Origin of the sequence: Sinorhizobium psoraleae (genome assembly GCF_013283645.1) — a bacterium.
In the GTDB taxonomy this organism is placed as follows: domain Bacteria; phylum Pseudomonadota; class Alphaproteobacteria; order Rhizobiales; family Rhizobiaceae; genus Sinorhizobium; species Sinorhizobium psoraleae.
The window spans coordinates 765,746-787,766 of record NZ_JABEKV010000001.1 but is presented as its reverse complement, the minus strand read 5'-3'; the positions used below and the strand labels follow the sequence as shown (position 1 = coordinate 787,766).

19 protein-coding genes are annotated in these 22,021 nt (G+C 62.6%); 11 read left to right on the top strand and 8 right to left on the bottom strand.

The genetic code is table 11. The features are described 5' to 3' along the window. The first annotated feature begins 60 nt into the window (after positions 1 to 60). The 5 genes from gap (at position 61) to ILFOPFJJ_RS03500 (ending at position 5,239) form a co-directional block, all read left to right on the top strand. On the top strand, positions 61 to 1,071 hold the full coding sequence (gene gap / locus ILFOPFJJ_RS03520) for a type I glyceraldehyde-3-phosphate dehydrogenase (RefSeq protein ID WP_173509173.1): 1,011 nt from the start codon (positions 61 to 63) through the stop codon (positions 1,069 to 1,071). Between the two features lie 5 nt (positions 1,072 to 1,076). After that, positions 1,077 to 1,667, top strand: a complete 591-nt coding sequence (locus ILFOPFJJ_RS03515) for a putative glycolipid-binding domain-containing protein (RefSeq protein ID WP_173509172.1) — start codon at positions 1,077 to 1,079, stop codon at positions 1,665 to 1,667. Beyond that, on the top strand, positions 1,667 to 2,866 hold the full coding sequence (locus ILFOPFJJ_RS03510) for a phosphoglycerate kinase (RefSeq protein ID WP_173509171.1): 1,200 nt from the start codon (positions 1,667 to 1,669) through the stop codon (positions 2,864 to 2,866). Before ILFOPFJJ_RS03515 ends, ILFOPFJJ_RS03510 begins: the two co-directional genes overlap by 1 nt. Positions 2,867 to 3,109: 243 nt before the next feature. After that, entirely contained in the window at positions 3,110 to 4,135 is a 1,026-nt protein-coding gene (locus ILFOPFJJ_RS03505) for a class I fructose-bisphosphate aldolase (protein WP_173509170.1), read from the top strand. Between the two features lie 186 nt (positions 4,136 to 4,321). Then, positions 4,322 to 5,239 (top strand): PhzF family protein, encoded by a 918-nt coding sequence (locus tag ILFOPFJJ_RS03500; RefSeq protein ID WP_173509169.1) that lies wholly within the window; start codon positions 4,322 to 4,324, stop codon positions 5,237 to 5,239. Positions 5,240 to 5,261: 22 nt separating this feature from the next. Here the strand turns inward: ILFOPFJJ_RS03500 and ILFOPFJJ_RS03495 are convergent, their stop codons facing one another. Both ILFOPFJJ_RS03495 and ILFOPFJJ_RS03490 read right to left on the bottom strand, forming a co-directional pair. After that, entirely contained in the window at positions 5,262 to 7,157 is a 1,896-nt protein-coding gene (locus tag ILFOPFJJ_RS03495) for a TPR end-of-group domain-containing protein (protein WP_173509168.1), read from the bottom strand. A 226-nt stretch (positions 7,158 to 7,383) separates the two neighbouring features. Further along, complete coding sequence (locus tag ILFOPFJJ_RS03490) at positions 7,384 to 7,539, bottom strand: hypothetical protein (protein ID WP_173509167.1); 156 nt, start codon at positions 7,537 to 7,539, stop codon at positions 7,384 to 7,386. 243 nt (positions 7,540 to 7,782) lie between these two features. Here ILFOPFJJ_RS03490 and ILFOPFJJ_RS03485 point away from each other — a divergent pair, with 243 nt between their 5' ends. The 3 genes from ILFOPFJJ_RS03485 (at position 7,783) to rcdA (ending at position 10,156) form a co-directional block, all read left to right on the top strand. Continuing rightward, positions 7,783 to 9,084 carry an MFS transporter gene (locus ILFOPFJJ_RS03485; protein WP_173509166.1) on the top strand — a complete coding sequence of 434 codons (1,302 nt, stop codon included), beginning with the start codon at positions 7,783 to 7,785 and terminating at the stop codon, positions 9,082 to 9,084. Next, positions 9,071 to 9,259: a DUF1192 domain-containing protein gene (locus ILFOPFJJ_RS03480; RefSeq protein WP_173509165.1), complete on the top strand. Its 189-nt coding sequence runs from the start codon at positions 9,071 to 9,073 to the stop codon at positions 9,257 to 9,259. The genes ILFOPFJJ_RS03485 and ILFOPFJJ_RS03480 overlap by 14 nt, the downstream gene beginning before the upstream one ends. A 378-nt stretch (positions 9,260 to 9,637) precedes the next feature. Further along, a complete protein-coding gene (rcdA, locus tag ILFOPFJJ_RS03475) occupies positions 9,638 to 10,156 on the top strand; it encodes a protease adaptor protein RcdA (protein ID WP_173509164.1) in 519 nt (172 codons plus the stop codon). Positions 10,157 to 10,324: 168 nt separating this feature from the next. On the opposite strand, the gene rpmE is transcribed toward rcdA, so the two are convergent. Beyond that, positions 10,325 to 10,546: a 50S ribosomal protein L31 gene (gene rpmE, locus ILFOPFJJ_RS03470; protein WP_173509163.1), complete on the bottom strand. Its 222-nt coding sequence runs from the start codon at positions 10,544 to 10,546 to the stop codon at positions 10,325 to 10,327. A 256-nt stretch (positions 10,547 to 10,802) separates the two neighbouring features. On the opposite strand from rpmE, the gene ILFOPFJJ_RS03465 reads away from it, so the two are divergent. Further along, positions 10,803 to 12,605 (top strand): ABC transporter transmembrane domain-containing protein, encoded by a 1,803-nt coding sequence (locus tag ILFOPFJJ_RS03465; protein WP_173509162.1) that lies wholly within the window; start codon positions 10,803 to 10,805, stop codon positions 12,603 to 12,605. Positions 12,606 to 12,730: 125 nt separating this feature from the next. Next, on the top strand, positions 12,731 to 13,723 hold the full coding sequence (locus ILFOPFJJ_RS03460) for a Bug family tripartite tricarboxylate transporter substrate binding protein (protein WP_173509161.1): 993 nt from the start codon (positions 12,731 to 12,733) through the stop codon (positions 13,721 to 13,723). Between the two features lie 81 nt (positions 13,724 to 13,804). Here ILFOPFJJ_RS03460 and ILFOPFJJ_RS03455 read toward each other — a convergent pair whose 3' ends face one another. The 3 genes from ILFOPFJJ_RS03455 to ILFOPFJJ_RS03445 all read right to left on the bottom strand — a co-directional run bounded on the left by ILFOPFJJ_RS03455 (position 13,805) and on the right by ILFOPFJJ_RS03445 (position 17,716). Next, a complete protein-coding gene (locus tag ILFOPFJJ_RS03455) occupies positions 13,805 to 15,454 on the bottom strand; it encodes an FAD-binding dehydrogenase (RefSeq protein ID WP_173509160.1) in 1,650 nt (549 codons plus the stop codon). 125 nt (positions 15,455 to 15,579) lie between these two features. Further along, complete coding sequence (locus ILFOPFJJ_RS03450; RefSeq protein ID WP_173509159.1) at positions 15,580 to 16,611, bottom strand: peptidoglycan -binding protein; 1,032 nt, start codon at positions 16,609 to 16,611, stop codon at positions 15,580 to 15,582. A 4-nt stretch (positions 16,612 to 16,615) separates the two neighbouring features. Further along, positions 16,616 to 17,716 (bottom strand): MotA/TolQ/ExbB proton channel family protein, encoded by a 1,101-nt coding sequence (locus ILFOPFJJ_RS03445; RefSeq protein ID WP_173509158.1) that lies wholly within the window; start codon positions 17,714 to 17,716, stop codon positions 16,616 to 16,618. 411 nt (positions 17,717 to 18,127) lie between these two features. On the opposite strand from ILFOPFJJ_RS03445, the gene ggt reads away from it, so the two are divergent. Continuing rightward, positions 18,128 to 19,744: a gamma-glutamyltransferase gene (gene ggt / locus ILFOPFJJ_RS03440; protein ID WP_173509157.1), complete on the top strand. Its 1,617-nt coding sequence runs from the start codon at positions 18,128 to 18,130 to the stop codon at positions 19,742 to 19,744. A gap of 48 nt (positions 19,745 to 19,792) precedes the next feature. On the opposite strand, the gene ILFOPFJJ_RS03435 is transcribed toward ggt, so the two are convergent. Further along, entirely contained in the window at positions 19,793 to 20,593 is an 801-nt protein-coding gene (locus ILFOPFJJ_RS03435; protein WP_173509156.1) for an inositol monophosphatase family protein, read from the bottom strand. Between the two features lie 276 nt (positions 20,594 to 20,869). After that, a complete protein-coding gene (locus ILFOPFJJ_RS03430) occupies positions 20,870 to 22,021 on the bottom strand; it encodes a tetratricopeptide repeat protein (RefSeq protein WP_173509155.1) in 1,152 nt (383 codons plus the stop codon).

The following is a 22,021-nucleotide window of genomic DNA, read 5'->3' as shown; positions in this document are numbered from 1 at the left end:
GGCGCTCCCCAAGGGCGCCCTCTTTCCGTACAATGCCATTCTGACAGGGAGAGACCCGACATGACAGTGAAAGTCGCCATCAACGGTTTTGGCCGCATCGGCCGCAACGTGCTCCGCGCGATCGTCGAATCCGGCCGCACCGACATCGAAGTCGTCGCCATCAACGACCTCGGCCCGGTCGAGACGAATGCGCACCTGCTGCGTTTCGATTCCATCCACGGCCGGTTCCCCGCTGATGTGAAGGTCGAGGGCGACGCCATCGTCATCAACAACGGCAAGCCGATCAAGGTGACCGCCATCCGTAATCCGGCTGAACTGCCGCACAAGGAACTCGGCGTCGATATCGCCATGGAGTGCACCGGCATCTTCACCGCGCGCGACAAGGCGGCCGCCCACCTCGAAGCCGGTGCCAAGCGCGTCATCGTCTCGGCCCCCGCGGACGGCGCCGACCTGACGGTCGTCTACGGCGTCAACCACGACAAGCTGACGAAGGACCACCTCGTCATCTCCAACGCATCCTGCACGACCAACTGCCTGGTGCCGGTCGCCAAGGTGCTGCACGACGCCATCGGCATCGACCACGGCATGATGACGACGATCCACTCCTACACCAACGACCAGCCGTCGCTCGACCAGATGCACAAGGATCTCTACCGTGCACGTGCGGCCGCCCTGTCGATGATCCCGACCTCCACCGGTGCTGCCAAGGCCGTCGGCCTCGTGCTGCCGGAACTGAAGGGCAAGCTCGACGGTGTCTCCGTGCGCGTGCCGACCCCGAACGTCTCGGTCGTCGACCTCAAGTTCGTCGCCAAGCGCGAGACGACCAAGGAAGAGGTCAACGCGGCCATCAAGGCGGCCGCCGATGGTCCGCTCAAGGGCATTCTCGGCTATACGCTTCAGCCGAACGTCTCCGTCGACTTCAACCATGACCCGCATTCCTCGATCTTCCATATGGATCAGACCAAGGTCATGGAAGGCAAGTTCGTGTCGATCCTGTCCTGGTACGACAACGAGTGGGGCTTCTCGAACCGCATGGCGGATACGGCGGTCGCCCTCGGCAAGCTCCTGTAAGACCGATGTTTCGGGCCCTTTCCTCAACGACGGTGCGGTGGCGCCCGCTCGAAGGGGAAGGGCTCGAACATCTGAGCCTCACGGCTCTTGAAGCAACGGCCGGCGCGGCCATCCGCGCCGAAAGCGTCGTTATCGGCGAGCGCGGCGGCCGTCCTTATGGCCTGCGTTACCGGATCGACTGCGACGCGCACTGGCAGGTGATGTCGTTGCTGATCGAAACGACGGAAGGCAGGACGTTGCACCTGCTCTCGGACCGCCAGGGACATTGGCGCGACCTCAACGGCGTCGCCCTTCCTGAATTCGACGGCTGCATCGACGTCGACCTGGCCGGCACACCCTTCACCAACACGCTCCCGATCCGCAGGCTCAACCTCAACCGGAAAGCCGGTACGACAAAGCTCAAGATGCTCTTTGTGCCGTTCGATAGCTTCGAACCCACGGTCGACGGCCAGCATTACACCTGCCTCGAGAACGGCAAGCTCTACCGCTTCGAGGCAGAGGATGGAAGCTTCACGGCCGACCTGCCGGTGGACGAGGACGGCCTCGTCATCGACTACCCTACCCTTTTCCAGAGACTATCACCGGAGACTATCTGATGACTTTCAAGACTCTCGACGATCTGACCGACATCGCCGGAAAGCGCGTACTGGTGCGCGTCGATCTCAACGTACCAGTCAAGGACGGTCAGGTGACCGATACCACCCGCATCGAGCGCGTGGCGCCGACCATTCGCGAGCTCTCGGAAAAGGGTGCCAAGGTCATCCTGCTCGCGCATTTCGGCCGGCCGAAGGGCGAGCCGGTCGCCGACATGTCGCTGAAGATGATCGCGCCCGCCGTCGAGGAAATTCTCGACCAGCGCGTTCATTTCGCCGCTGACTGCATCGGCGACAAGGCCGCCAATGCCATTGCCGAGATGAACGACGGCGATGTGCTGCTGCTCGAAAACACCCGCTTCCACAAGGGCGAGGAAAAGAACGATCCGGCTTTCGTCACGGCGCTGGCGGCTAATGGCGACATCTATGTCAACGACGCCTTCTCCGCCGCCCATCGCGCCCACGCCTCGACCGAGGGGCTCGCGCACCACCTTCCGGCCTATGCCGGCCGCACGATGCAGGCCGAGCTCGAAGCCCTCGAAAAGGGCCTTGGCAACCCGAAGCGCCCGGTCGTCGCCATCGTTGGCGGCGCCAAGGTCTCGACCAAGATCGACCTGCTCCAGAACCTGGTGAAGAAAGTCGACGCCCTGGTGATCGGCGGCGGCATGGCCAATACCTTCCTCGCCGCACAGGGTATCGATGTCGGCAAGTCCCTCTGCGAGCATGACCTTGCGGACACGGCAAAGTCGATCATTGCCGCCGCGTCCGCGGCCGGTTGCGCCATCGTGCTGCCGGACGACGGCGTCGTCGCCCGCGAGTTCAAGGCCGGCGCAGACAACGACGTCGTCGACATCAAGGCGATCCCGACTGATGCCATGATGCTGGATGTCGGCCCGAAATCGGTCGCCGCGATCAACGACTGGATCTCCCGCGCCGAAACACTCGTGTGGAACGGTCCGCTCGGTGCTTTCGAAATCACACCCTTCGACAAGGCGACCGTCTCTGCCGCCAAGCATGCGGCAGCCCGCACGAGGGCCGGTTCGCTCGTCTCGGTTGCCGGCGGCGGCGATACGGTCGCAGCCCTCAACCATGCCGAAGTCGCCGACGATTTCACCTATGTTTCGACGGCCGGCGGCGCCTTCCTCGAATGGATGGAAGGCAAGCCGCTACCGGGTGTCGACATCCTCCACCAGCAGAAGTGATCAGGCTTTCCGACCCGGGCAAGCTCATGGGCCTGGGTCGGAAGGTAAAAATAATTATGATATTTCAAACGATTAAAATAATTTAAATCGTTTTAGTCGATTTTCCCGCCATTTTCCCGGACAATTTCTTCTGTTATCGCGCCTTTATTCGGAACGCGGCGGACGCATCTGCGCCTCAGACCGAACTTGTTTTCATTCGTCGCCCGCTCCGTTCGTGATCGGCGCTGTCTAAGGAGAAAAAACATGAGCGAAAGACTGGAAGATATTGCGGTTGCGATGGTCGCCAATGGCCGGGGCCTGCTCGCCGCTGACGAGTCGACCGCAACAATAAAGAAGCGCTTCGACAGCATTGCACTGGAATCCACCGAGACCTCGCGCCGCGACTATCGCGAGATGCTGCTGCGGTCGGAGGAAGCGATGCGCAACTACATCTCCGGCGTCATTCTTTATGAAGAAACGCTGTTCCAGAAGGCAGCCGACGGCACGCCGCTCGTCGAGATCATCCGGCAGGCCGGCTCGATTCCCGGCATCAAGGTCGATACCGGCGCAAAGCCGTTGCCCTATTTCGCAAAGGAGACGATCACCGAAGGTCTCGACGGCCTCGCGGCACGGCTCGCCAAGTATCATGAGGCCGGCGCCCGCTTTGCCAAATGGCGCGGCGTCATAGCTGTCTCCGATACCCTTCCGACCTGGGGCGCAGTGAAGGCCAACGCCCATGCACTGGCCCGCTACGCCGCACTCTGCCAGGAAGCGAAGATCGTGCCGATCGTCGAGCCGGAAGTGCTGATGGACGGCGCTCCCGGGGACCACTCGATCGAGCGTTCCGAAGAGGTTACGGAATGGGTGCTGCGCACCGTGTTCGAGGAACTCGGCGACGCGCGCGTCAAGCTCGAAGGCATGATCCTGAAGCCGAGCATGGTGATCGACGGCAAGAAGGCGCGCAAGGCGTCCGTCAGCGAGGTTGCCGAGCGCACGGTCAAGGTGCTGAAGCGCACCGTTCCTTCCGCCGTTCCGGGCATCGCCTTCCTCTCCGGCGGCCAGTCGACGGAGGAAGCAACCGCGCATCTTTCCGCCATCAACACGGCGCACGACCTGCCCTGGAAGCTCACCTTCTCCTATGGCCGCGCTCTGCAGCAGGAGGCGCTCACCGCCTGGAACGGCAAGGCGGAAAACGTCGCCGCCGGCCAGCGCGCCTTCACGCATCGTGCGAAGATGTGCAGCCTCGCGGCCAAGGGCAGCTGGAAAAAGGACCTCGAAAAGGCCGCCTGAGGCGTCAGCATCGGACCGCAAAAGTGGGAGCGAGGAGAAGGCCCGGCGGCAGCGATGTCGCCGGGCTTTTGCTTGGGGATGGATAGCGGCGATCTCCGCCGCGCGGCAATTGTCAGGGAGACAAGTTCGCGGTTTCTGCCGGCGCACAACGGCTCTATCGGTATGTCGATCGAGCAGGAGCCTTCAATGACAACCGTTTCCTTCGCCACTGTCGATGTTTTCACCTCCGAGCGCTTCGCCGGAAATCAGCTTGCCGTGATCCCGGATGCACGCGGATTGACCGATCGTCAGATGCAGGCGATCGCCACCGAATTCGGCTATTCCGAAGTCACCTTTGTGCTTCCGCCAGGCGATCCCGCAAACACGGCGCGCGTGCGCATTTTCACGCCCACGACCGAAGTGCCGTTTGCTGGACATCCGAATGTCGGCACCGCCTTCGTGCTCGGTCGACAATCGGAAATTTTCGGCAAGTTGCCGGGCGACCACCTGCGTTTCGAGGAAAAGGCGGGATTGGTCGAGGTGGCCCTCTTGCGCCAAGACAGCGTTGTTACAGGCGCGAGCATCGTCGCGCCGCAGCAGCTTGCCGTCGGCCCCATCATTGACACGGCGACCATCGCCGCCTGTGCCTCACTCCGCCCGGAAAGCGTGAGCGATCGCTGCCACGCGCCGGTGCGGATTTCCGTCGGCCTTCCCTTCGCGGTCACCGAAATCCGGGATGTGGAAACGCTCGCGACGGCGCGTCCGAACGTCAGCGCCTTCGACGAGGCGAATGCCCGCTATCCGCTTGCCGAGGACAGCTTCAGCCTGTTCCTCTACGCCCAAACGCAGCAGCAGCCGTGGCAGATAAGAGCCCGCATGTTCGCGCCGCTCGACAATGTCATCGAGGATCCAGCAACCGGCAGCGCTTGCGCCGCGCTCGGCGCCTATCTCGTCTCGCTCCTTCCGGATGACGACGCGGAAATCGAACTCACGATCGAACAGGGAGTCGAGATGGGTCGGCGCAGCCTCATAACCGTTGCCGTCAGTAAGCAGGGCGGCTCGATCCGCAAGGTCGGCGTCTCGGGCGATTGCGTGGCCGTCATGCGCGGATCGATCGAGGTGTGATTCTGCCGCGACAGCGCGAGGTTCAGCGTGTCGCGGCCTCCTGGTCCCCGAACGCGTCGAGCAGCGCGCGGAAGCGCGGGTGGTCGCGAATGGCGTCCAGATCGGAGTCCTGCTGGAACCAATGGAGGTGATAGCAGGAACTCTGCGGCACGACGGTCTCAAGGAGATCCAGCGCGCGCTCGCCCTCGCCGAGAAGCGAGTAGACGCAGGCTGCATTGTATTGCGCGACCACGTCGTCCGGATCGATCGCCAGCGCACGAGTCACCCATTCCTTCGCGCGCTCGGGTTCGCCCATGTGCGCGAGCGCCAGCGCGCCGCGATGCGCCGGGCTGGCATTTTCCGGATGCCGCTCGAGCGCGCGTTCGGCCCGCTCGATGCCGATGCGCGCCCAGCGCTGGCGCTCGGTTTCCATCCCGAGCGAGAAGTAGCAACCCATCAAATGAATTGGCGAAAAATAGTCGTCCGGCCTGATCTCGGCCGCGCGCTGGAAGAATCCGACCGCTTCCTGAAACCGACCCAGCGCAAACAGGAAGCGACCATAGTATAAATTCGCTTCATAAAGCGAAGGATCAAGCGCCAGGGCCTGGCGGAACTCGCGGCCGGCCTCCTCCGTTTGCCCTTGGTGATTCAACGCCAGCCCGCGTGAGGCATGCGCTTCCGCCAGATTTGAATCGAGGGCGAGCGCCCTTGCGCTCATCTCGAGAATGCTGTCGAGCGAAAACTCCTTTTCGTGCCAATCCCTGATCGCACATTCGCATTCGGCTATGCCCGCATAGGCACGAGCATATTTAGGATCGAGTTCGACAGCCTTCAGGAACATCCGGCGCGCAAGCAGCAGGTAGGGCCGGGTCCAGGTACGGGAGAACTGCCGACCCCGAAGATAGTAGGTATAGGCTTCCACGGAGGTGGTCGGATCGCTCTCGATCGCTTTCTTCTCCTCCGGCAACAGCTTGATCCTGAGTTGGTCGACGATCGCATGCGTGATCTCGTCCTGGATCGTGAAGATATCCGTGAGTTCGCGATCGTAGCGGTCCGCCCACAAATGTCCGCCGGTCTGCGCGTCGATAAGTTGGCCCGTGATGCGCACCCGCTCGCCCACCTTGCGGACACTGCCTTCGAGAATGAAGCGGACCCCGAGTTCCTGGGCGATCTGCTTCACCTTCACCGGCTTGCCCTTGTAGGTGAATACGGTGTTTCGGGCGACGACATGCAGGCGTGAAATCTTGGACAGATCGGTGATGATGTCCTCGGTGATGCCGTCGGAGAAATATTCTTGCTCCGGATCCTGGCTCATGTTCGTGAAAGGAAGAACGGCGACCGAGAGCTCATAGCCTGGCTCCACCGTGACGGCGGTCGGCTCCGCTGGCTTCTGTACTGCGACGCCGCCGCCGAAGGAGATGGTGTAGACGCGGACGCTCGCGGCAATGTTCTTCAACGCATGCTCCCCCTTGTCCACGAAGCCAAGGTCGAGCCGCGAGCCGACATGATCGCGCACTGAGGCGGAAACTGCGATGCCGGAAGGCTCGGCCAAGCCCTCGAGCCGAGCCGCTACGTTTACGCCGTCGCCGAAAATGTCGCCGTCTTCGACGATGACGTCGCCGAGGTGAACACCGATCCGGAGCTCGATGCGCCGGCTCCTTGGCAGGCCCTCGTTCCTGGCGAGCATGCCGCGCTGGATCTCGGCTGCACAGGCGACGGCATTCACCACGCTCGAAAACTCGACCAGCATGCTGTCGCCCGCAAGCTTGACGACGCGTCCCTTGTGGTTTGCGATCTTTGGCTCCAGGAACTCGCGGCGATGCCTCTTCATCGCTGCAAGCGTGCCGGCCTCGTCGGTTCCCATGAGACGGCTATAACCCACGACATCGGCAGCGAGGATGGCGGTCAGACGACGTTCCAAGAGACCCTCGATTTTCATCTTGTGTCCGAACAAGCTAACTTATCCTTTTATAGTCTGGATGTCGTGCGGATACTTCCGCACCTCTGCCATCAGAATAGCCCGGCGCGTACAGAGGATCTGTTTCAAATGGAACCAGCCGTACGGGACATCAACTATTCTGGGTCGTGCCGCGATTTTCCGTCCGGAATTGCCTGGCTTCAAAGAGTTCGATCAGTTCTCTGTTTCAACGAAACGATGAAATGATCTAGGGCCGCACAAGCACGGTGACCATCATCACCGCGATCGCGAAAACCGCGATCTTCCAGAAGTCACGACGTTGGCGCAGCCCCGGCAAGCCGAGCGGCTTGATGAGTTGAACACACATTGCCAATAGTAGGAGAGCCGCCAGGATCTTCGACATTCGTTCAATCCCCGAAAGCTCTGTTCGCCACGACGGACCGCGATGCCGAAGCGGGATGGGCCGGAAAACCTTTGTGCACTTTTCCTGTCTCTTTCCTCGGCGTCATATCGTCGTCACTTTTGGTCGCATAGAGGGCTATTGTTTCCGCCGCCGATTTGCAATGACAGGTGGCACAAAATCCGGCTGGCAATTGCGGGAGCTCGGCCCTAGCTTGCTGACGGCAGAACGATTTTCGGATTGATGATGAGAAAGAACCTGCTTCCCGTCACCGCGCTCCTGCTTGGTACCCTGTTTCTCTTTCTTGGAAACGGTCTGCAGAGTCTGCTCCTGCCGGTCCGCGGCACGGCGGAAGGATATCCGACGACCATTCTCGGCCTCCTTGGCACCTCCTGGGCCTCGGGCTTCGTTCTCGGCTGCTTCCTGGGGCCGAATGTTGTCAAGCGCATCGGCCATGTGCGCGCCTTCAGTGTCTTCACCGCCCTGATCGCCATCGTCTCCTTGCTAACCGGCATCCTGGTCGATCCGATCTGGTGGGTTGCATTGCGCGCTGTCACGGGTTTCTCGACCGCCGGCACATCGATGATCATCGAAAGCTGGTTGAACGAGCGCGCCACCAATGAAAGCCGTGGCGTGATCTTCTCGCTCTATATCGCGATCACTTTGTTCGGCGTCGTCGGCGGCCAGATGATGATCCCATTCGGCGAGACGTCGACGACCTTCTTCTTCATGATCTGCGGCATTCTCTATTGCGTCGCGATGCTGCCGACGCTGCTCTCCAAGGCCGCCTCGCCGCAGCCGCTGAAACAGGTCCGGCTCGATTTGCGCGGCCTCTACCGCAATTCGCCGGTCTCCTTCCTGGGGATTCTGCTGGTCGGTATCGCAAACGGCGCCTTCGGAACGCTCGGCGCGGTCTTCGGCCGCCAGGCCGGTCTTTCCGACAGCACCGTCGCAACGATGATGAGCGTGGCAATCTTTTCGGGAGCCGTCATGCAGTTGCCTGCGGGCCGTATTTCCGACAGCATCGACCGGCGCTACGTGCTGGCGGTGCTCGCCGGCATCGGCGCGCTTGCGGGTCTCCTGCTCTTCCTCGTCGAACCAGGCCAGGTCTGGATCGTGTTGACGCTGATCGCCATCTACGGTGCGGCCGCCAATGCGCTTTATCCGATCGCCGTCTCCCACGCCAACGACTTCGCGACGCCCGAAGAATTCGTCAAGGTTTCGGGCGGCCTCTTGCTGCTCTACGGCATTGGCACGATCATCGGCCCGACGATCGGCGGACCGGTGATGACCGCGACGGGGCCCTACGGCCTGTTCATGATCACCGCCTGCGCGCATATGTTGATCACGGCCTACGCAATCGTCCGCAGCCGCCGCCGCGCACCGGTTCCGGTCGCCGAGCGCGACGCCTTCTCGCCGGTCAACGCCGGTACGCCGACGACGCCGGAAAGCCTGCAGCTTTCGCCGCGCGCCGCACCGCTCGATGAGCCGCGAGACGATATCAGCGACAACCCCGAGGAAGAGGAGAGATCGAATGAGCCTGTTTGACGACGACCTTCCCAAGAAGAAGACGGTTCACGAGATCGGCAGCGACCTGTCGCTGCTCTCGGTCGATGAACTTTCAGCACGCATCGCACTTTTGACGGAGGAGATTGCAAGACTGGAGGCCGAACGGGCGCGTAAGTCGGCGAGCCGCTCCGCAGCGGAGAAGCTCTTTCGCTAGGTGACGACGCGGAAAGTTTTCTTGCGCTGGCGCCTCCTTCTTCGCGACCCGAAATGAACGCCGCTTAACGGCAAATTAAGCATTTTCGGCGATTGTCGAGTCATCCGGTTTCTCCCGGACTCAGACATTTTCTCCGACTGGCGAATGGGTCTGATTTTTCTCCCTGTTTTACCTTGAGAGCCGCTTTCCGCGGCTCTTTTTTTGTCTTGCGATCGGTGTATTTCAAAGAATTGTGGAGATTAACCCTTTCTTAAGAATACCCTTGCGCGGAATGCGGTATGGGGTCATTCTTCAACCATAGAGGGGGCCAGGGGACGTTTTTCCCGGAGCCGCCCGTCACCTGACCGTTATGCGTTTGAACCAGGGAAAAAACAGACCATGTCCGAGAGAGGATTGAATACCGTCAGCTTCGCGGGACACGCTGCGTCCTCGGCGCAGTTCAAGTCGCTCTATGCGGAAGGCATGGGCCTGGTCGAAGAAACGGCGAGCTATCTCGACGGGCCGGGCCGCCTGGCCTCCAAGACGCTGCCGCGGATGGCGTCGGTGCTCTACGCGGCCGAGTCGATGCGGCTCACTACGCGGCTGATGCAGATGGCCTCCTGGCTTCTCCTTCAACGCGCCGTCAACAACGGCGAAATGAGCCGTGATCAGGTTCTTTCAGAAAAGAGCAAGGTTCGCCTCGACAGCTTCAATGTCGATCGCAGCGCGCCCGGCTGGAACGACCTTCCGGAGACGTTCCGCGATCTGATCGAACGGTCGCTCCGCCTGCAGAACCGCGTCGCCATGCTCGATCGCGAGATTTACCGGCCGCAGGAGGCGACGAGCTTCGTTCCGGACAACCAGAACGGCGTCAAGGCGCAGATCAAGCTGCTGCAGACCGCCTTCGGCACCAACTGACGCCCGAACGGCTCACCTTCCCTGACAATCCAGAACCCGGCCGCGCGCCGGGTTTTTCGTGCCAGAGCATGGCTCCGCTAACCTGCAGCGATTCAAAAGTTTACAGGTGCGAGGAAACAAAAAAGCCCGGCAGAGCCGGGCTTCGAACACGCCGAAAACAGCGGGCGATCAGAGGCCGAGGCCTTCGAAGCGCTTCTTGAACTTGGAGACGCGGCCGCCGCGGTCGACGAGCTGCTGGTTGCCGCCGGTCCAGGCCGGATGCGACTTCGGGTCGATTTCCAGGTTCATGGTGGCGCCTTCCGAACCCCAGGTCGAACGGGTTTCGTATTCGGTGCCGTCGGTCATGACCACCTTGATCGTGTGGTAGTCGGGATGGATGTCTGCCTTCATAACAATCTTCCTAGAGTTCCAGGGTCCAATTGTCGCAAGGCATTGCGACTTTGGGACCGAACACGTAAATGAAGCCGCAGACCGCCACTGGGCTACGGCTCCCCAATTCGATGCCGTGCCTATACATGAAGGTCTGCGGGATAACAAGTGCCGCGCGGAAGACTTATCAGGAAAGCCCTTCCACGCATTTCAAAGTGCTACAGCGACCTTAGCGCGTCCGATCGGACGCGCGGCGCTGTAGGCGATCGGGGGTCATGTGTCCACACGAGAGAACCAACCGCCAGCACGCAGGTCCATTCGCCCGCTTGCCGCCGTGCTGCCCTACCTGGCGCGATACCGCCCGCTTGTGGTTGGAGCAGCAATCTCGCTGACGCTCGCCGCGGTCACCACGCTGACATTGCCGCTGGCTGTCCGCCGGATGATCGACAATGGCTTCTCCAATTCCGATTCCGGCTTCATCAACACCTATTTCTCCATGCTGATGGTGCTGGCCATTGTCCTCGCCCTTGCCAGTGCCGCGCGCTACTACTTCGTCATCTCGCTCGGCGAACGCATCGTCGCCGATCTCCGCCGCGATGTCTTCGCCAAGGTCACCCGGCTTTCCGCCTCCTTCTTCGATGTCAACCAGTCAGGGGAAATCGTGTCCCGCCTGACCGCCGACACGACGCAGATCAAATCGGCCGTCGGCGCCACGGCGTCGGTGGCTTTGCGCAATCTGATCCTCTGTCTCGGCGCCATCGGCATGATGATCTATACCAGTCCGAAGCTTTCGAGCCTCGTGCTTGCAGCGATCCCGGTCATCGTCTTTCCTCTCGTCGGTTTCGGCCGGTCTGTCCGCCGGCGCTCGCGCGAGGCGCAGGACACACTTGCCACAGCCTCCGCCTATGCCGGGGAGGCGATCGCGGCAGCCCGCACGGTCCAGGCCTTCAACGGTGAAGAAAGCGCCAATCGGCATTTCGGTAGCGCGGTGGAAGACGCCTATGGCGCGGCGCGGGCGGCGATCAAGGCGCGATCGATCCTCACCGGATTTGCCATCACCATGGTCTTCGGCAGCGTCGTCGCCGTGCTCTGGTTCGGCGCGCGCGACGTGCTCGCGGGCACGCTCTCGGCAGGCACGCTCAGCCAGTTCCTGCTCTATTCGGTTTTCGCCGCCGGCAGCCTCGGCGCACTCTCGGAGGTTTGGGGTGAGCTCTCGCAAGCGGCGGGTGCCGCCGAGCGCCTGAACGAACTGCTGACCGAAGTGCCGCAGATCCAGGCGCCCGAGCATCCGGTCGCCATGCCGGTGCCGGCACAGGGGGCGATCGAGTTTGCCGACGTCCACTTCGCCTATCCGGCGCGCCCGGATTACAAGAGCCTGAACGGCCTGAGCTTCGCGGTCAGGCCGGGCGAAACCGTGGCCATCGTCGGCCCCTCCGGCGCGGGCAAGAGCACAGTCTTCTCGATGCTCCTGCGCTACTACGATCCGGCGAAAGGAACTGTCGCCGTCGACGGCATCGACGCCCGCACCGTCGACCCCAAGGAGTTGCGCGGCCGCATTGCCATCGTGCCGCAGGACACGACGATCTTCGCCGCCTCCGTCCACGACAACATTGCGTTTGGCGCGTCGGATGCGAGCCGGGAAGCCGTCCGCGCAGCCGCTGTCGCCGCGCAGGCGGACGAATTCATCGCAAAGCTTGATCGGGGCTACGACACCGAAGTCGGCGAGCGCGGGGTCACGCTTTCCGGGGGCCAGCGACAGCGTATCGCCATCGCAAGGGCGATCCTCAGGGACGCGCCGATTCTTCTCCTGGATGAGGCGACCTCGGCGCTAGACGCCGAGAGCGAGACATTGGTGCAGACGGCGCTCGACGGCCTGATGCGGCAGCGCACCACCGTTGTCATCGCACACCGGCTGGCGACCGTGCTCAAGGCCGACCGTATCCTGGTCATGGACCACGGCCGCGTCGTCGAGGAAGGCACACATACGTCGCTGATCCGCCAAGGCGGCCTTTACGCAAAGCTCGCCCGGCTGCAGTTCGACCATGGCGCGGAAGCGCTCTTCGTTGCGGCTCGAACTTAGACTTTCGTCGTCCAACCGCCGCTGATACACCTTCCGCCATTGCACCGCCGGAGCCGGGCCCTATTCTTAAGGACCCGGCCTTTTGCAGCCGGCATCGTCACCGACGACATTGGGAGGATTTTCGCATGGCATTCACGAGACTGACCCGCCGCGCCGCTATGGCCTTCGGCCTGACCGCGCTTTCCGCGCTGGCCATTGGGCCAACAGCGCAAGCGCAAGACTTTCCGGATCGGCCAGTGACCCTGGTTGTCCCCTTTGCTGCCGGCGGCTCGACCGACGTGGTCGCGCGAATCATTGCCCAGAAGATGTCGGAGGATCTCGGCCAACAGGTCATCGTCCAGAACGTGGCCGGTGCCGGCGGCAATCTCGGGGCCGCCAACGTCGCCCGCGCCGATTCCGACGGTTATACGATCCTGATGGCCACGGTCGCGACGCACGCGCTCAACCCGTTGATCCTGAAAACCAAGCCCTATGACCCGGAAAAGGACTTCGCGCCGATCTCCCTGCTGGTCATCGTCCCCAACGTGCTGGTCGTCAACCCGGAACTGCCCGCCAAGACCGTCGAAGAATTGCTCGCCTTGCTCAAGGCAGCGCCGGACCAGTACAGCTACGCCTCGTCCGGCAACGGGACGCCGCTACATCTCTCGGGTGAGCTCTTCAAGAAAATGGCGGGCGTCAGCATGCAGCATATCCCTTACAAGGGCTCCGGGCCGGCGCTGAACGACGTCATCGGCAACCAGGTCCCGATCATGTTCGACAATCTCCCCTCGTCGTCAGGGCATATCAAGGCCGGAACCTTGCGGGCGCTCGCTGTCACGACCGCCGAACGCGCACCGTCCTTCCCCGATATTCCGACAATCGCCGAATCCGGCATTCCCGGCTACGAGACCTATACCTGGAACGCGCTCTTCGCACCCGCCAACACGCCCCAGCCGGTGATCGCCCGCTTGAACGAGTCGGCAAACAAGGCGCTCGCCGACCCGGCGGTCCAGAAGCGCATGGAGGAGTTCAGCGCGAAGATCGTCGGCTCGACGCCCGAGGAGCTCGGCGCCCACGTCAAGGCAGAGCTTGCGAAGTGGACGCCGGTGGTACGCGACGCCAACATTCAGATGGATTGACGCTTTCGGTCAAGCGCCGGGCCTGAAACGGACCCGGCGCATTGCCGCCGCTTGTACCGACCAAGCCCGCCAGTCAGACGTCTACGTCGCGGCTCCGGCGTTGCGTCCCGCCGCGCGGCCAGAGAAGATGCAGCCGCCGAGAAAGGTCCCCTCCAGCGCATTGTAGCCATGCATGCCGCCGCCGCCGAAACCGGCCACTTCGCCCGCCGCATAGAGACCCGGGACCGGTTCGCCGGATATCTCCAGCACCTGCCCAGCGAGATTGGTCTGCAGGCCGCCGAGTGTCTTGCGCGTCAGGATGTGCAGCCGAACGGCGATCAGCGGCCCGGCCTTCGGATCAAGAAGGCGATGTGGTTTTGCCGTTCGCAGCAGCCGGTCGCCGCGGTAGGTCCGAGCACCGCGGATCGCGATCACCTGAGCGTCCTTGGAGAAGGGATTGGTGATCTCACGATCACGCGCTTCGACCTGCGCTCTCAGATGGGAGGCCGAAAGCCGGTTCTCGCCGGAAAGCCGGTTCATCGCCTCGACAAGGTCCTCGAGCCGGTCGCGGACGATGAAGTCCTCGCCTTTGTCCATGAAAGCCTGGACAGGATCCGGCGGATTTTTGCCGAGCCGCTTCAGGAGAAGCGCCAGGTTCTTGCCGGTGAGATCGGGATTCTGCTCCGACCCGGAAAGGGCGAATTCCTTCTTGATGATCGCCCTGGTCAGAATGAACCAGCTGTAGTCGTGACCGCTGCGGCGGATCGCCTCCAAAGTGCCGAGCGTGTCGAAACCCGGCATCGCAGGCGCCGCGAACCGATTGCCGTCGGCATCGCACCAGAACGAGGACGGTCCCGGCAGAATGCGAATGCCGTGATCCGGCCAGATCGGGTCGAAATTCCTGAGGCCCTCCGTGTAGTGCCACATGCGATCGGCATTGATGACGGAACCTCGCGCTTGGCCGGCGATTTCGAGCATGCGGCCGTCGACATGATGCGGCACGCCGCTCACCATCGTCGCCGGAGGTTGCCCGAGCCGCTTGCGCGGCCAGTTTCGGCGTACGAGTTCATGATTGCCGCCGATGCCGCCGGAACTCACGATGACCGCCCCGGCTGAGATTTCGAAGTCTCCGACGACGTCACGCGAGCTGCGCTGGCCGCGCGCCACCGGATCCGCCTTGAGGATCGCGCCGCGGGCGCCTGTTACCACACCATCGGTCGTCACCAGTTCATCAACGCGATGGCGGAAGCGGAATCGCAGAAGGCCGCGGCTTTCCGCTTCCCGCGCCAGTCGGACAAAGGGACCGAGGACAGCGGGGCCGGTGCCCCAAGTCACGTGAAAACGCGGGACCGAATTGCCGTGACCGTGGGCGAGCCCACCCCCACGTTCGGCCCAGCCGACCACCGGGAACCAGCGAAGCCCAAGCGAATGGAGCCAAGAGCGCTTCTCGCCGGCGGCGAAATCGAGATAGGCATCGGCCCACAGCCGCGGCCAATGATCTTCCGGCCGGTCGAATTGCGACGAGCCCAGCCAGTCCTGGCGCGCGAGATCGCGGCTGTCGCGAATTCCCATGCGCCGCTGCTCAGGGCTATCGATGAAGAACAGGCCTCCAAGCGACCAGAAGGCCTGACCGCCGAGATTCTGCTCCCCCTCCTGATCGAGAACGATCACCTTGCGGCCACGCGCCGCAGCCTCGGACGCCGCCACGAGCCCGGCAAGGCCCGCACCGACGACCAGCACATCACAATCCATGCAAGGCGCCCTCCCTACAACGCCGTGCGTCCCTCCAGACGCACAAAGACGCTGTAACACTTTGAATTGCTGGGACGTAACTGTTACGCAGACGTCAAGGTCAATTCAAGGGCTCGGAGACGCCGTTATTTCTCTGTCAATTTCAGCTCGATACGCCGGTTCTGTGCCCGAGCTTCAGGGTTGTCACCCTCGGCGATGGGCTGAAATTCGCCGAAGCCTGCGGCCACTAGCCGGTCCGCTGGCACGCCCCTGGACATCAGGAACTTCACGACCGATGTCGCACGGGCGGACGACAGCTCCCAGTTGTCGGCGAAACGGCCGGATCCCGACAGCTGCACATTGTCGGTATGGCCATCGACGCGCAGGACCCAGTTGATCTCGGCGGGAATTTCCTTGGCGAGATCGAGAAGCGCGGCGGCAAGTTTCGCCATTTCGGCCTGGCCTTCGGGGTTCAGGTCGCTGCTGCCCGATGGGAAGAGCACTTCCGACTGGAAGACGAAGCGGTCACCGACGATACGGATGTTTTCACGATCGGAGAGGATTTCCCGCAATCGGCCAAAAAAGTCGGACCGGTAGCGATTGAGCTCCTGCACGCGCTGGGCCAGCGCCACGTTCAGCCGACGGCCGAGATCGGCGATCTTGGCCTGCGATGCCTGATCCTTCGCCTCCGATGCCTGAAGGGCGCCCTCGATGGCCGCGATCTGGCTGCGCAGCGCGGCAATCTGCTGGTTCAGAAGCTCGATCTGGCTCATCGCACGAGCGCTGACCTGCTGCTCGGCCTCCAGTTCCGATCCCAGCCGGCCGATCTTCTGGTTGGCCGCTTCGGTGCTGCCGGCGCCTTGGTCGAGCAGCGCCTGCAGGCGCGAGCGCTCGCCTTCGGACTGGGCAAGCGAAGCCTGGAGGTTCGCAAGCGAATCCTCGAGATCCTGCTTGCCGCTCTTTTCCAGTGCAAGAAGCTGCGTCAGTTCATTGATCTGGCTGTTCAGCCGGTTCAGCACCTCGTCCTTGCCGGTGATTTCCCGTCCAAGCAGGAACTGCGCCAGCACGAAGACGCTCAGCAGAAACATGATCGACATCAGCAACGTCGAGAGCGCGTCGACGAAGCCTGGCCAATAGTCGATCGTTCGGTGACTGCGACCTTTACGGGCAAGGGCCATGGACTCAGTCGCCTCCGCTCTCGTCTACGCGGCTGAGCTTGGCCATCGACTTCTCGCCATGCACGGTGATCCTCTCGGCCTGGCCGATGCGCGACGTCAGCTTGTCGAGGGTCTTGCGCATCGACTTCGCTTCCTCCTGCTGCGCCTCGATCCAGTCCCTGAGCATCTGCTGCTCGCCGCGCATGTTCTTGACGAGGCCCTGAATGCCCTCCGCCAATGACGCCATCGCGGCTGTCGTGCGCTGATTTGCACCGCCCTCCTGGTTGAGCCGCGTAAGCTGATCCGTCAGCCGGCGCAGCTCCTCGATGGGCGGCTCTCCGGCAATGCTGACCGGCGAGGAAAAACCCGAACCGACATCGGTTACCGAGGAAAGCCAGTTTTCGAGTTCCGTATAAAAGCGGTTCTGGGCGCGGCCGGCCTGGAGGTCCAGGAAACCGACGATCAGTGATCCGGAGAGCCCGAAGAGTGAAGCGGAAAAGGCCGTTCCCATGCCGGTCAGTGGCGCGGACAAGCCGGTTTTCAAAGTGCCCAGCAAATCTTCCGTGGTGCCGCTACCGGCGTCCAGGGACTGGATGACTGTATTGATCGAACCGATCGTGCCGAGCAAACCCCAAAAGGTGCCGAGCAGGCCGAGGAAGACGAGAAGGCCCGCGATATAACGGGTTATGTCGCGCGATTCATCGAGACGTGTGGCAATGGAATCAAGGATCGAGCGCAACGCGATCGCTGAAATGCCGGTTGTCTGACGGCCGCCGATCAGCGCCCGCATCGGCGCGAGCAGGACCGGATCACGTCCGACCTTGTCTGCACTTCCGGCGGCACGAAACGAGTTGAACCAACGAACCTCGGGCCTCAGGCCGAGGACGTGGTTGAACGCGAGAAGAATGCCGATCAGCAGAACACCGAGGATGAGCCCATTGAGGCCCGGATTGCCGACGAAGGCTTCACGAGCCTGTCGAAAGAGAATGGCAGTGACGAAACCGACGATGATCAGGAAGATGACCATCGTCCAGAAATAGGGCATGGGACTCGAAAGCTTGTGCGGATTGTAGTTCTCCTCCACGCTCTCCCGACCGCTCCATCCGGACAGATTCAGTTTCGTCATAGGTTAGCCAAACTCCCGGGTTCTCCAGCACCGCGCGCTTCCTCAGACACGCAAGGGTTGCCGCAACGCTTTGAATTGCCGTGGCATTTTTTCGAATTCGACGTCAATTCGAGAAAATGCGTAGTCGGCGGCGGGGCGGCATCGCTCCGGCCCGGAGACTAGTGGAACTTTGCGCCAAATTGAAGGGAAAACGGAAGGGTCTGAGCGTTAATGCCTCAGCGGTTACTTTGAGCATTCGACCCTCGGTATTCTCCTAGTGAACTGGGTGAGGTGACCGAGACAACCGCACTCTCACATTCAAGTGCCGCCGTGACACCCAACCGCCACGTGACGCTGGCCCTTTCCATTCAACCGGCATGGGCATAGGCTCCGGGTCCTGAGTTTTCCCGAGCCCCCCGGAGTTCCAGCCCCATGCGTGACCTGCACCTGCCCGGCCGTTCCGTCGTCATGGGCCGGCATGGCGCCGCCGCCACCTCGCACTTTCTTTCCACGCTCGCCGCCATCGAGATCCTGCGCCGCGGCGGCAACGCCGCCGACGCCGCTATCGCCGCCTGCGCCGTGCAATGCGTGGTCGAGCCAGGTTCGACAGGCATCGGTGGCGACAATTTCGTCCTCTTCGCCCCGGCAAGTCCCAATCTGGCGGATGCCGACAGGAAGGACGGCAAGGTCTATGGCCTTAACGGCTCGGGCCGCGCGCCCAAGGGCCTCACCGCCGAGCATCTGCTTAAGCAGGGATTGACAGAGATCGGGCTGACCTCCGTGCATGCCGTCACCATTCCCGGTGCGGTCGATTCCTGGAGCAAGCTGAACCAGCGTTTCGGCTCCATGCCGCTGGCCGATCTGCTGCAGCCCGCCATCCGCCATGCCGAGGAAGGCTTCGTGGTGACCGAGCGAGTCGCCACCGATTGGAGCCGCAATGAAGGCAAGCTGAAGGCGGACGCCAACTCCGCGCGCATGTGGTTGACAAACGGCCGCGCGCCGAAGGCCGGTGAGGTCTTCCACCAGCCCGAGCATACGAAAGTCTTGCGCGAGATCGCCGCCAAGGGTCGCGACGGCTTTTATACCGGCTGGGTCGCCGAGGACATGGTGGCCTACCTGCGCGGCCTGGGCGGCATGCATGCGCTGGAGGATTTCGCCACGCAAGAGGCCTTCTGGGTCGAGCCGATTTCGACGACCTATCGCGGCATCGAGCTCATGGAGATCCCGCCGAACGGCGTCGGCATCACAACATTGCTGATGCTCAATATCCTGAGCGGCTTCGACCTGAGCAAATACGATCCGGTCGGTATCGAGCGTTTCCATATCGAAGCGGAGGCCACAAAGCTCGCCTTCCAGGCGCGCGACATGTATGTCGCCGACCCCGCCTTTGCCGATGTGCCTGTTGAGAAGCTGCTGTCGGCCGGGTTCGCGGACGAGTTGCGCGGCCGCATCGACCTGAAGAAAGCCATGCCGACGCTGGGCCCGGCCGGCGGTACCACTTATCGCGATACGGTCTATATCAGCGTGGTCGACGAAGAGGGCAATGCCTGCTCCTTCATCAACTCACTGTTCTGGCCCTATGGCACCGGCCTGGCCAGTCCGAAGACCGGCGTGCTGCTGCAGAACCGCGGCACCGGCTTCCGCGTCGATCCTGCGCATCCCAATTGCGTGGCGCCCTGGAAGCGCCCGCTGCACACCATCATCCCGGCGATGGCAATGAAGAATGGGAAGCCTTGGCTCTGCTTTGGCGTGATGGGCGGCGGCTTCCAACCGGTCGGCCAAAGCCATGTGCTGACCAATATCCTCGACTTTGGCATGAACGTGCAGGAGGCCATCGACTGCGCCCGCGGCTTTCACCAGATGGGCCGTTTCGAGGCCGAACGCGGCATCCGCGAGGATGTGCTGAACGGCCTCGCGGCGCTAGGCCACGAGATAAAGATGGCCGAGATGCCTCATGGCGGTGGCCAGGCGATCATGATCGACGCGGCCAGCGGCGTGCTGCAGGCTGGCTCGGATCCGCGCAAGGACGGCTGCGCACTGGCTTACTGAAGCCTGTCTTGCCGCCGAGGCTTCGAAGTTCAGGAAGAAGGCGGCCGTTTACTTCGCCGGAACGGGGCGATGGATCACATCGCGCAGAGCCTTGGCGATGTATTCATTGCCGCAAACGACCGAACCGTCGTCGAGCGGCTTGCTGCCGCCGTCGACGTCGGTCGCCCAGCCGCCGGCCTCGCGGATGAGCAGGATGCCGGCCGCGATATCCCATGCGGCGAGGTCGCGCTCCCAGTAACCGTCATAGCGGCCTGCGGCCACGTAGGCGAGATCGAGGGAGGCGGAGCCGAAACGACGGATGCCGGCGACTTCGCCCATGACATGGCGAAGTTCGATCAGATATTTGCCATGATTGCCGCGGCCGAGATGCGGCGTGCCGGTGGCGATGACGGCATCCGACAGGTTCTTGCGGGCGCCGACGCGCAGGCGGCGGTCGTTGAGGAAAGCACCACCGCCCTTCTCGGCGGTGTACAGCTCGTCCGTTGCCGGATTGAAGACGACGGCACCGACGATTTCGCCTTGACGTTCCAGCGCGATCGAAACGGCAAAATGCGGGATGCCGTGCAGGAAGTTGGTGGTGCCGTCGAGCGGGTCGACGATCCAGCGGTGCGCTCCGTCGGTTCCCTTGATCTCCTCGCCCTCTTCGCCGAGGAAGCCATAGGTCGGCCGGGCTTTGAGCAGCTCTTCGCGGATAATCCGCTCGGCCTTGCGGTCGGCCTGGGAAACATAGTCGCTCGGCCCCTTCAGCGACACCTGGAGGTTCTGCACTTCGCCAAAATCGCGTGCCAGCGACTTGCCGGCCTTGAAGGCGGCCTGGACCATGACATTGAGAAGGGCAGAACGAGCCATGTGGCGAATCCTTTGATAGCGAAGGCCGGTTGAGCCATCTCGAACCGACATTGAACCTGTCTGACGTATCCTGCCCGAAGGCGCGCAGGGCGCGACCGAAGCTGGTCCGTCGTCAAAAAACCGAGTGAATTCACTCCGTCCGCAGGGCGTGTATCGAGAATGGGAAGCCGCGGACAAAAACCGCGGCTTCAAGACCACAAAAGCCGCGGAAGTTCAAGCGAAATAGCGTTGCCGCCGTCAAACGGACCAGCGATCACCGACTTGGTGCAGCCTGTGTCAGGAGGAGCGGAACTTGTTCGCCGCGGCAAGCGCGGATTTCTGCTGTCTTTCGTTGAGGCCCAGATAGAAGTCCTCGAGCGCATCGTCCTTGAGGCCGGCACGGCGCGACAGCACATACCACTTCGCCGCCTCGACCGGATCCGGACGTGTACCGATCGCGTTGACATAAAGGTGCGACAGTCGGTTCTGCGCCACGACATTGCCGCTTTCCGCCGCACGCTTCATCCAGGCGAAGCCTTCTTCGAGGTTGCGGTCGCCGGCGATGCCTTCCACGAGCCAGATCGCCATGTCGAGTTGCGCCGTGTCGTACCCGGCGCGGGCAGCGCGCTGCAGCCATTCCCGGGCACGCGCGCGCTTGTTCTCGTCTATGCCGTCGACGTTGAGATAGATCTGCGAGAGAGCATATTGTGCGTCGGCGATGCCTTGCTCGGCGGATTTCTCGTAATAGGGCATCGCCGCCTTCAGGCCCTTTTCGCCCGGCATGTCGGCGACGAGCGTTTGTCCGTAGTTGAACTGCGCCGAAGCATTGCCGAGGTCGGCCGCCTTTTTCATCAGTTCCTCGGATTTCTTCCTGTCGCGCTTGACGTGACGCCCCTCCATCAGGATCAGGGCGTATTTGAACATGGCCGCCGGATCGCCGTTATTGGCAGCCTGGCCGTACCAGAAGGCTGCCTCCTTTGCGTCGCGCGCGACGCCAAGACCTTGCTCCAGGATCGATGCAACCAGCGTCTGCGCTGCCGGGTCGCCGAGCTGCGCCCGCGGCAACGCCAAGTCCATCGCCGTCAGATAGTAGCCGCGCTGGAAGGCGCCATAGGCATCGTCCACTTTTCCGGTGAACGGTTTTTCCGCCGGAAGCGCCGGCAACTGTGCGCCCATGCGATCGATAACGTTGACGCCTTCCGACGGCGTGCTGCCATCGCCGGCCTTCGTCTTTTTTGCCGCGTCGGTGTTGGGCTTCTGCTGCGGAGCCGCGCCTTCTGGCGGGGCCGCACCGTTGAAGGGAGTGATCCGCCCGCGCTTTGGCGCGTTGCCCTCCTCGGCAGGCGCACCGGTGGCCGGTTGCTGGGCGCGAACCGGCATCGCCACGAGAGCGACGGCCATAAGGAGGGCTGCAGCCCGGCTGGACTTCGACGACAAGCGGCTGAACAT

Coding starts and splice junctions, on each gene's coding strand:
- gap (WP_173509173.1), top strand. CDS start 61: ATGACAGTGAAAGTCGCCATCAACGGTTTTGGCCGCATCGGCCGCAAC.
- ILFOPFJJ_RS03515 (WP_173509172.1), top strand. CDS start 1,077: ATGTTTCGGGCCCTTTCCTCAACGACGGTGCGGTGGCGCCCGCTCGAA.
- ILFOPFJJ_RS03510 (WP_173509171.1), top strand. CDS start 1,667: ATGACTTTCAAGACTCTCGACGATCTGACCGACATCGCCGGAAAGCGC.
- ILFOPFJJ_RS03505 (WP_173509170.1), top strand. CDS start 3,110: ATGAGCGAAAGACTGGAAGATATTGCGGTTGCGATGGTCGCCAATGGC.
- ILFOPFJJ_RS03500 (WP_173509169.1), top strand. CDS start 4,322: ATGACAACCGTTTCCTTCGCCACTGTCGATGTTTTCACCTCCGAGCGC.
- ILFOPFJJ_RS03495 (WP_173509168.1), bottom strand. CDS start 7,157: ATGAAAATCGAGGGTCTCTTGGAACGTCGTCTGACCGCCATCCTCGCT.
- ILFOPFJJ_RS03490 (WP_173509167.1), bottom strand. CDS start 7,539: ATGTCGAAGATCCTGGCGGCTCTCCTACTATTGGCAATGTGTGTTCAA.
- ILFOPFJJ_RS03485 (WP_173509166.1), top strand. CDS start 7,783: ATGAGAAAGAACCTGCTTCCCGTCACCGCGCTCCTGCTTGGTACCCTG.
- ILFOPFJJ_RS03480 (WP_173509165.1), top strand. CDS start 9,071: ATGAGCCTGTTTGACGACGACCTTCCCAAGAAGAAGACGGTTCACGAG.
- rcdA (WP_173509164.1), top strand. CDS start 9,638: ATGTCCGAGAGAGGATTGAATACCGTCAGCTTCGCGGGACACGCTGCG.
- rpmE (WP_173509163.1), bottom strand. CDS start 10,546: ATGAAGGCAGACATCCATCCCGACTACCACACGATCAAGGTGGTCATG.
- ILFOPFJJ_RS03460 (WP_173509161.1), top strand. CDS start 12,731: ATGGCATTCACGAGACTGACCCGCCGCGCCGCTATGGCCTTCGGCCTG.
- ILFOPFJJ_RS03455 (WP_173509160.1), bottom strand. CDS start 15,454: ATGGATTGTGATGTGCTGGTCGTCGGTGCGGGCCTTGCCGGGCTCGTG.
- ILFOPFJJ_RS03450 (WP_173509159.1), bottom strand. CDS start 16,611: ATGGCCCTTGCCCGTAAAGGTCGCAGTCACCGAACGATCGACTATTGG.
- ILFOPFJJ_RS03445 (WP_173509158.1), bottom strand. CDS start 17,716: ATGACGAAACTGAATCTGTCCGGATGGAGCGGTCGGGAGAGCGTGGAG.
- ggt (WP_173509157.1), top strand. CDS start 18,128: ATGCGTGACCTGCACCTGCCCGGCCGTTCCGTCGTCATGGGCCGGCAT.
- ILFOPFJJ_RS03435 (WP_173509156.1), bottom strand. CDS start 20,593: ATGGCTCGTTCTGCCCTTCTCAATGTCATGGTCCAGGCCGCCTTCAAG.
- ILFOPFJJ_RS03430 (WP_173509155.1), bottom strand. CDS start 22,021: ATGTTCAGCCGCTTGTCGTCGAAGTCCAGCCGGGCTGCAGCCCTCCTT.